The 8,251-nt window shown below is 71.1% G+C and carries 7 protein-coding genes; 2 read left to right on the top strand and 5 right to left on the bottom strand.

Annotated features, from left to right (window positions below):
• Positions 1 to 418 precede the first annotated feature (418 nt).
• From IJ15_RS0121565 to IJ15_RS0121545, 5 genes are all read right to left on the bottom strand, one after another.
• Positions 419 to 1,486, bottom strand: coding sequence for a sulfate/molybdate ABC transporter ATP-binding protein (locus IJ15_RS0121565; RefSeq protein WP_051919421.1), 1,068 nt, complete (start codon positions 1,484 to 1,486; stop codon positions 419 to 421).
• Positions 1,483 to 2,289: an ABC transporter permease gene (locus IJ15_RS0121560; RefSeq protein WP_031940415.1), complete on the bottom strand. Its 807-nt coding sequence runs from the start codon at positions 2,287 to 2,289 to the stop codon at positions 1,483 to 1,485. The genes IJ15_RS0121565 and IJ15_RS0121560 overlap by 4 nt, the downstream gene beginning before the upstream one ends.
• Positions 2,286 to 3,035, bottom strand: coding sequence for a molybdate ABC transporter substrate-binding protein (modA, locus tag IJ15_RS0121555; protein WP_231569627.1), 750 nt, complete (start codon positions 3,033 to 3,035; stop codon positions 2,286 to 2,288). The genes IJ15_RS0121560 and modA overlap by 4 nt, the downstream gene beginning before the upstream one ends.
• 17 nt (positions 3,036 to 3,052) lie before the next feature.
• Positions 3,053 to 3,460, bottom strand: a complete 408-nt coding sequence (locus IJ15_RS0121550) for a TOBE domain-containing protein (RefSeq protein WP_031940413.1) — start codon at positions 3,458 to 3,460, stop codon at positions 3,053 to 3,055.
• Between the two features lie 91 nt (positions 3,461 to 3,551).
• The gene (locus IJ15_RS0121545; protein ID WP_031940412.1) at positions 3,552 to 5,021 is read right to left on the bottom strand and encodes a CCA tRNA nucleotidyltransferase; all 1,470 of its coding nucleotides are present in this window, start codon (positions 5,019 to 5,021) and stop codon (positions 3,552 to 3,554) included.
• Positions 5,022 to 5,111: 90 nt separating this feature from the next.
• Between IJ15_RS0121545 and IJ15_RS0121540 the strand changes: the two genes are divergently transcribed.
• Both IJ15_RS0121540 and IJ15_RS0121535 read left to right on the top strand, forming a co-directional pair.
• Positions 5,112 to 5,687, top strand: a complete 576-nt coding sequence (locus tag IJ15_RS0121540; protein ID WP_407984110.1) for an NUDIX hydrolase — start codon at positions 5,112 to 5,114, stop codon at positions 5,685 to 5,687.
• Positions 5,684 to 8,122: a DUF6049 family protein gene (locus IJ15_RS0121535; RefSeq protein WP_031940410.1), complete on the top strand. Its 2,439-nt coding sequence runs from the start codon at positions 5,684 to 5,686 to the stop codon at positions 8,120 to 8,122. Before IJ15_RS0121540 ends, IJ15_RS0121535 begins: the two co-directional genes overlap by 4 nt.
• The last annotated feature ends 129 nt before the right edge of the window (positions 8,123 to 8,251 follow it).

The raw sequence follows: 8,251 nt of genomic DNA, 5'->3' as shown, positions 1-8,251 counted from the left end.
CCCCCCCCCGCCGCCGCGGCCCCCCCGCGCCCCGGGCAACGCCACACCCGTCGCCGACGAGTCCGCACCGGCGCCCGCGGCCGCGATCCGATCCGCGATCGCCGACACGGTCCGCGCCGTCTCGCCGAGTCCGCCCGGATCGACCCACATCTCCGCCATGCCATCCCCCCACCCTCGGTCCCCGGATCCGATCCGGACGATACTGCAGCGCCGACGCGGGTCTGCGACCCTCGGCGCCGGCCACCGAGGACGGTCGCGGGGGAAGCCGGGATGAGCCGTCGAACGCCACGGCACCCGCAAGTCCCGACGGGACGCTCAGCGGGACAACATGATTGACCTCTTCCCGAAGCAACGGCCCGCGGATCGCGAGCCACGAACGCGAACGGTTCCCTCGCGGCGAAAGCCGCCGCGGACGGACTTATCCACAACCGGCGAATCGGGGACGCGAGGTCAGCGCGCCGGGTAGATCGCCGCCGGACAGGTCCAGTTCGGCGACCGCGGTGGCGGTGACGTCGGCGACCAGACCGGCCGAACCGTCCGGATTGTCGTCGGCGCGGACACGAACGGCGTGCCCGCGGCCCTCGATCTCGGTGATCCGCACCCGGAAGATGTTGCGGGGGCTACCTTCCGGTGGCTTCCGGTGGACCGCGACAGCGGTGGGCGCGAACACCGCAACGGCGTGGTCACCGTCGTCGCTCCCGTCCTCGCCGATGCCGCTGACCGCCCCCGCCACCGTGTCCAGGACGCCGGCACGGACCGTGCCCGACAGCAGGTTGATGCCCGCGATCCGGGCCGCGAAGGCGCTGCGCGGCCGGGTCAGCACCCGGTCCACGGATCCCTGCTCGACGATGCGTCCACCGTCGAGCACGACGGCTCGGTCGGCCAGCGAAAGCGCATCCAGCACATCGTGGGTCACCAGGAGCGCGGTCCGGTTCCCCGTGCGCAGCACCCGGCGCAGCAGGGTCCGCAACGCCGGGGCGGCCGCGACGTCCAGTGCCGCCATCGGCTCGTCGAGCAGCAGCACCTGCGGGTCGGCGGCCAGGGCCCGTGCCACCGCGACCCGCTGGGCCTGACCGCCGGACAGTTCCCGGGGCCGTCGGGTCGCGAGGGCCGCCGCGTCCACCTCGTCGAGCCACCGCTGCGCCGTCGCGTACGCCTCCCGCCGCCCCCGCCCCGCACTGCGCGGCGCGAACGCGACGTTCTCCCGGACCGTGAGGTGCGGGAACAGCAGGGCCTCCTGCGCGAGCAGCGCCACGGAGCGCTGGTGCGGTTGCACCGCAACATCGTTCGCGACGTCTGTGAGCACCCGGGTGCCGAGAGCGACGCGGCCGGCGTCGGGCCGCAACAGCCCGGCCACGACGTCCAGCAGCGTCGACTTGCCGGCCCCGTTGGGGCCGAGCACCGCGAGCACCTCACCCGGAGCGACATCGAGTTCGACGTCGAACCCGCGGGCGTCGACGCGGGCCTGCACGCGCAGCCCGTTCACAGGGCACCGGCCGCGCGGTGGGAGCGGGCACCGAGGACGATCGCGGCGGCCACCACCACCAGCACCAGCGACAGCGCGACCGCGGCCTCCGGGTCGGTCTCGCGCTGCAGATAGATCTCCAGCGGCAGTGTCCTGGTGACACCCTGCAGGCTCCCGGCGAAGGTCAGGGTGGCGCCGAATTCGCCGAGGGCGCGGGCGAAGGCCAGCACCGCACCGGAGATCAGTCCGGGCAGCACCAGTGGCAGCGTGACCCGGCGCAGCACCGTCGTGGGTGGGGCACCGAGCGTGGCGGCCACCGCCTCGTAGCGCCGTCCCGCGGTCCGCAGCGCGCCCTCGAGGCTGATCACCAGGAACGGCAGCGCGACGAAGGTCTGCGCCAGCACGACCGCGGTGGTGGAGAACGCGATCTGGATGCCCGCCACCTCGAGGTGCTGCCCGATCAGCCCGCGTCGACCGAACGTGTAGAGCAGCGCGAGACCCCCGACGACGGGCGGCAGCACCAACGGGAGCAGCACCAAGGCCCGCAGCGCCGCGAGCCCGGGAAACGAACAGCGGGCCGACACCAGCGCCATCGGCACCCCCAGCAGCACACACAGCAGGGTGCTGATCGATGCCGTCCGCAGGCTCAGAGCCAAAGCGTCCAGGGATGATTCGGAGGTGACGAGCTGCCAGAAGTTGGGCCAGTCGACCCCGGCGAGCATCGCGACCAGCGGCAGCACCACCAGCAGCGCGCCGACGGCCGCGGGAACGTAGATCCAGACCGGCAGACCGGCCGGAACCCGAACCCGCGGCCGTACCGTCACGGGGCGCCGAACCCGGCGTCGGACAGAACCGCGCGACCCTCCATCCCGGCCACGAACCCCACGAAATCGGTGGCCGTTTCAGGGTTTCCGGACTTGTTCAGGACCGCGATCGGGTAGGTGTTGACCACCCGGGCCGCCTCCGGGAACCGGACCTCGACGACCTTGTCACCCGCACCGGCGGCGTCGGTGACGTACACCAGCCCGGCATCGGCCTGACCGGTGACGACCTTGCCGAGCACGTCGGTCACCGACGATTCCTCGCTGACGGGAGTGAGACGGACCCCGGTGGCATCCTCGATCTTCTGCGTCGCCGTGCCGCACGGCACCTGCGGCGCGCAGACCACCACCGTCACGTCCGGTCGCGCCAGGTCCGCGAACGATGCGACGTTCGCCGGATTACCCGGCGGCACAACGATGGTCAGCACATTGGTCGCGAAGTTCACCGGATCCGACGCGATCAGCCCGGCCCGGCCCGCCTTCGTCATGTTGGCGGTGTCGGCGGAGGCGAAGACGTCGCCCGGGGCGCCCTGGTCGAGCTGGGCGACCAGGTCCGACGACCCGGCGAAGTTGAAAACCACCCGAGTTCCGGGATGCTGCGCCTCGAAGCGCTGCCCCAACTCGGTGAACGTCGACTTCAACGACGCCGCGGCGAACACCGTGATCGACTCGTCGCCGTCGGTTCCCGCGTCGGTGGCGCCGGCGCACCCGGCGAGGGCCGCCGTCAGCACCGCGGCGACAGCGACCACCGCACCCCGCAACCCCCTCACGACCGGGCCCCCGGCGTCTCGACGATCACGGTGGTCGCCTTCACGACGGCCACCGCAATGCTGCCGGGCTCGAGCTTCAGCGCCGTTGCCGACTCGGCACTCATCAGCGAGACGACGGAGAACGGCCCGCACTGCATCTCCACCTGCGCCATCACGCCGTCGGCCACCACCCGGGTCACCAGACCGGTGAACCGGTTGCGAGCCGAACTGCCCACGCCGAGCGGATTGTCCGGGGTCGGTGCCGCGTTGGCCCGCGCGAACTCGGCGAGTTCCTTCCCGTCGACCACCATGCGGCCGGAATCGTCCTTGCGCGAGGCGATGGTGCCGGCGTCGACCCACCGTCGGACGGTGTCGTCGCTGACACCGAGTAGCTGGGCCGCGTCGCGTATCCGGATGTCTGGCATTCCGGGAGTCTAGATCCGCAGACGCGGAACGATCAATCGAATCGTTCCGCGCCTGCGTGACACTGAGCCCCAAGGTCGGACTCGACGACGACTACCCCTTCGGCTGGGGATTCTCCGGCTGCCCCGCCCACCACTTCAGCAACTCCGCCTCGGCCTCATCGCGGTCGAGCGGTCCGCGGTCCAGGCGCAGTTCCTTGAGGAACTTCCACGCCTTGCCCACCTGCGGGCCGGCCGGGATGCCGAGAAGCTCCATGATCGCGTTGCCGTCGAGGTCCGGACGCACCCGCGCCAGATCCTCCTGCTCGGCGATCCGGGCGATCCGCTGCTCGAGGTCGTCGTACGTGGCCTGCAGCGCCGCAGCCCGGCGCTTGTTGCGGGTGGTGCAGTCGGCACGGACCAGCTTGTGCAGCCGCGGCAACAGATCCCCGGCGTCGGTGACGTAGCGGCGGACCGCCGAATCCGTCCACTGCCCCTTGCCGTAGCCGTGGAACCGCAGGTGCAGGAACACCAGCTGGCCCACCTCGTCGACCATCTGCTTGGAGTACTTCAGCGCCCGCATCCGCTTGCGGACCAGCTTGGCGCCCACCACCTCGTGATGGTGGAAGCTGACACCGCCGCCCGGCTCGTTGCGCTTGGTGTCCGGCTTGCCGATGTCGTGCAGCAGCGCCGCCCAGCGCAGCACCAGGTCCGGGTCGCCGTCCTCGAGGTCGATGGCCTGCTTGAGCACCGTCAGCGAATGCCAGTACACGTCCTTGTGCTGGTGGTGCTCGTCGATCTCGAGCTTCATCTGCGGCAGCTCGGGCAGCACGTGGTCCGCCAGACCCGTCTCGCACATGACGTTGATGCCGTCGATCGGGTACTCGCCGAGGATCAGCTTGTCGAGTTCGGTGTGCACGCGCTCCGCGGTGATCCGGTCGATCTGGCCGGCCATGTCGACGATCGCCTGCTGCACCCGGGGCGCGAGCGTGAACCCGAGCTGCGACACGAAGCGGCACGCGCGCAGCATCCGCAGCGGGTCGTCGTTGAACGAGATCTCCGGGGCGGCGGGGGTGTCGAGGACGCCCGCGATGAGCGCATCCATGCCGTTCAGCGGGTCGACGAACTCGAACGTGCCCGACGCGTCGACCCGCACCGCCATCGCGTTGACCGTGAAGTCACGGCGGACCAGGTCCTCGTCCAGCGTCGTGCCGTACTGCACCTCCGGGTTCCGGGTGACCCCGTCGTAGGTGTCGGTGCGGTAGGTGGTGATCTCGATCTGGTCGGCGCCCTTGGCCGCACTGATCGTCCCGAACGCGATGCCGGTGTCCCACTGGTTGTCGGCCCAGCCGCGCAGGAGCTCCTGCACCTGCGCCGGGTGCGCATCGGTGGTGAAGTCGAGATCGGTGCCGAGACGTCCCAGGACCGCGTCGCGCACACTGCCGCCCACCAGGTACAGCTCGTGCCCGGCCTCGGCGAAACGCGCGCCGAGCGGGGTCAGCACATCCGACAGGCTGCTCAGGGTTCGGTGCGCACCGTCGAGGAGTCGGGCGCGCCGCTCGGCATCGGGAGTGGGGGCATTCACGTGAGCAAACCTTACCGAGGTCGACAAATAGCCGGACGCGCATCGGTGCCCTCGCACCCGCGCTGGCGTGGGAGTCCGGCCGAACGGACACTGTCAACTACGATCGATGAGGTGTCCGCCGCCGAACGTTCCAACCGCAACCGCCGCTCCTCGCGGCGTCGCGGCGGCGGCTCGGAATCCACGACCCCGCACATGCGGACCGTCCGTGAAACCTCCGCGGGCGGACTGGTCGTCGACGGTCTCGGCGGCCCCCCGGACAAGCTGTGCGCGGCCCTCATCGGGCGCACCGACCGACGCGGCCGGCTGCTGTGGTCCCTGCCGAAGGGGCACATCGAACAGGGCGAGACCGCCGAACAGACCGCGATGCGTGAGGTCGCCGAGGAGACCGGCATCCGCGGATCCGTCGTCGCCTCCCTCGGCAGCATCGACTACTGGTTCGTCACCGAGGGCCGGCGCGTCCACAAGACCGTGCACCACTACCTCATGCGATCGCTGGGCGGCGAACTGTCCGACGCCGACATCGAGGTCACCGAGGTGGCCTGGGTGCCGCTGTCCGAGCTGGACTCCCGCCTCGCCTACGCCGACGAACGCAAACTGGCGGAGATCGCCGGTCAGCTCATCGCCGAGATGGAACCCTCGCGCGTCAGGAGGACCGACGCGGAATGACAGTGGCATCGCGTCCGGCATGGCGACGATCCGGTGCCAGGGTTCTCTCGGCGCTGACGCTCGTCCTGATGATGATCGGCGCCGTCGTCGGCGCCGGGGCCGCGGCCGCGCAACCCACGACGCAGAACCCGGCCGCATCGACCACCGGGGTGCCGGCGACGAAATCGCGCACGCAGCCGACGTTCCTCGAACTGCACATCGACGACGTCACCCCCACCGCGGTGACCACCACGACCGACCCCGTGGTGACCGTCCGCGGAACCGTCGCGAACGTCGGCGACCGGCCGGTCACCGACGTCGGCGTCCGGTTGCAGCGCGCACCCGCGGTGAGCTCGAGCGAGGAACTGCGCACCTCCCTGGACCTCGACCAGGGCGAGTTCGACGTCGTCGGACCGTTCGTGGAGGTCGCGTCCAGTCTCGACGAGGGTGAGCGGAAGCAGTTCACGCTGACCCTGCCGCTGCGCTCGGTGTCGGGGTGGTCGCTCGACATCACCGAACCCGGCGTCTACCCGCTGCTGGTCAACGTCAACGGCACCCCCGCGTACGGCGGGCAGGCCCGCCTCGACGACGCCCGGTTCCTGCTGCCCGTGCTGGGGCTGCCCCGGGCGGCGGGCACCACCGGCAACGCACCGCAGGGCACCGACTCCGGATCGGTGAGCGCCCCCGTTCCGCCCGACACCTCCGACCCGCTCGCGGTCACGATGCTGTGGCCGCTCGCCGACCGACCGCGACTGGCGGCCGGGATCCCCGGCTCCGTCAACGACAAGGTCCGCCTCGTCGACGACACCCTCGCGGAGTCCCTGTCCCAGGGCGGACGACTCGAGCAACTCCTCGCCGCCGCCGAACACGCCACCGGGCCCGACGTCGACCGGGACAAACGGTTGACCGACAGCCTGTGCCTGGCCGTCGACCCGGACCTGCTCATCACCGTCAACAACATGTCCGGCGGATACCTCGTGGTGGACGACCCGGCGAATCCGTCCGGGCCCGCACACGAGGGCACCGGACGCGACGCCGCAGCCGCCTGGCTCGATCGACTGGAAGTGCTCGCCCGCACCATGTGCATCACCGCCGTGCCGTTCGCTCAGGTGGACCTCGAGGCGCTGAGCCGGGTCGGCGACCCCTCGCTCATCGCGAGCGCACTGCAGTCGCCGTCCGACATCGTCGACTCGATCCTGGGGGTGACGTCACTGCGCAACGTCACCTGGCCGGACTCCGGCGTCCTCGACGACACGTCGGCGCAGATGCTGCACGGCCTCGGCCCGACGACGACCCTGCTGGCCGCCAACGCCGTGGAGTCGACCTCGTCGTCGGGCAAGACGGTGACGATCGCCGGTGGGGGAGCGGACGCGGTGACCGCCGCACTGTTCGACGTGTCCGCGGGCGCCGCACTGGCGGCGGTCGGCTCCAGCCCGCAGACGCCGTCGTACGTTCCCGAGCGGGCGCGCTACAACCTGGACCGGGACTCGCGCACGGCCCGCCTGCAGGACGCGTTGGGCGCGGTGACCTGGTCGTCGTTGCAGGAACCGGACACCGACACCCCGAGCCGAACGGTCGACCGTTCGATGTTGATCGCCCCGCCGCAACTGTGGTCCGCCGACGGCGACGAGGCCACGACCGTGCTGTCGACGGTGTCGACCCTGCTGCGCACCGGACTCGCGACCCCCCGACCGCTCGCGAAGGTCGCCGAGCAGCGGCCCGCGACACCCGAGGTCGCCTCACTCGTCTACCCGCAGCGCGCGATCGTCGACGGCACCCCCGAATCCGTCGAGTCGGGGGTGGCCGCGCAGGCGCCGCGCATCGACGAACTGATGCAGACCCTGGTCGACGACCCGCAGGTCCCGCTCACACCGAACCAGTTCATGGCACCACTACGCGAGGACCTGGTCCGCGCGATGAGCCTGTCCGGCCGACGCGACCAGGACACCGCGACCGCGAACGCCGCCGACGCGGCCGCCCACGTCCGGGTCGGCAACGTGGCGATCGCGATCGACTCCATGTACGCCGCGGTCACGATCCTCGCCCCGGGCGGGGTGTACTCGCTGGCCTCCGAACAGAGCCCCCTGCTGCTGGTCGCCCGCAACGATCTCCCCGTCGCGATCACCGTGAAACTGCGCGTCGACGCCCCCGACGAGATGCACGTCACCGACATCGGGCCGCAGCAGTTGCCGCCGCGGGGCAGCCGATCGTTGCAGGTCCCCGCCGAGGTCTCCGACTCCCGCACCATGGTGGTCGATTTCTCACTCACCACCGAAAGCGGCCAGAACCTGGGCGAACAGACTTCCGTCACGGTGCGGTCGAACGCGTACGGTCAAGCATTGGCGATAATTACCGCGGGTGCTGGTGCACTCCTGCTGTTCCTTGCCGGGCGACGCCTCTGGCACCGGTACCGGGGCCAGCCGGATCGAGCCGACGAAGGGTATGAACGTCCATGACCGAGGACTCTCGCGACGAGGGCTATCGGTCGTCGGCGCAGCAGGCGCCGTGGGAACGCGGCCCCCGACCGGGCACACCGGGCCGGCCACCGCAGGGCGGGCCGCAGCTGGGCACGGCGCCTGCTGCGC

This window comes from Prescottella defluvii (assembly GCF_000738775.1).
Taxonomy (GTDB): Bacteria; Actinomycetota; Actinomycetes; order Mycobacteriales; family Mycobacteriaceae; genus Prescottella; species Prescottella defluvii.
The sequence above is the reverse complement of the archived record's forward strand: the minus strand, read 5'-3'. Positions and strand labels throughout refer to the sequence as shown.

What these genes read in the sequence shown, in the direction of transcription:
- IJ15_RS0121535 (WP_031940410.1), top strand. Translation starts at nt 5,684, where the DNA reads ATGACAGTGGCATCGCGTCCGGCATGGCGACGATCCGGTGCCAGGGTT.
- IJ15_RS0121550 (WP_031940413.1), bottom strand. Translation starts at nt 3,460, where the DNA reads ATGCCAGACATCCGGATACGCGACGCGGCCCAGCTACTCGGTGTCAGC.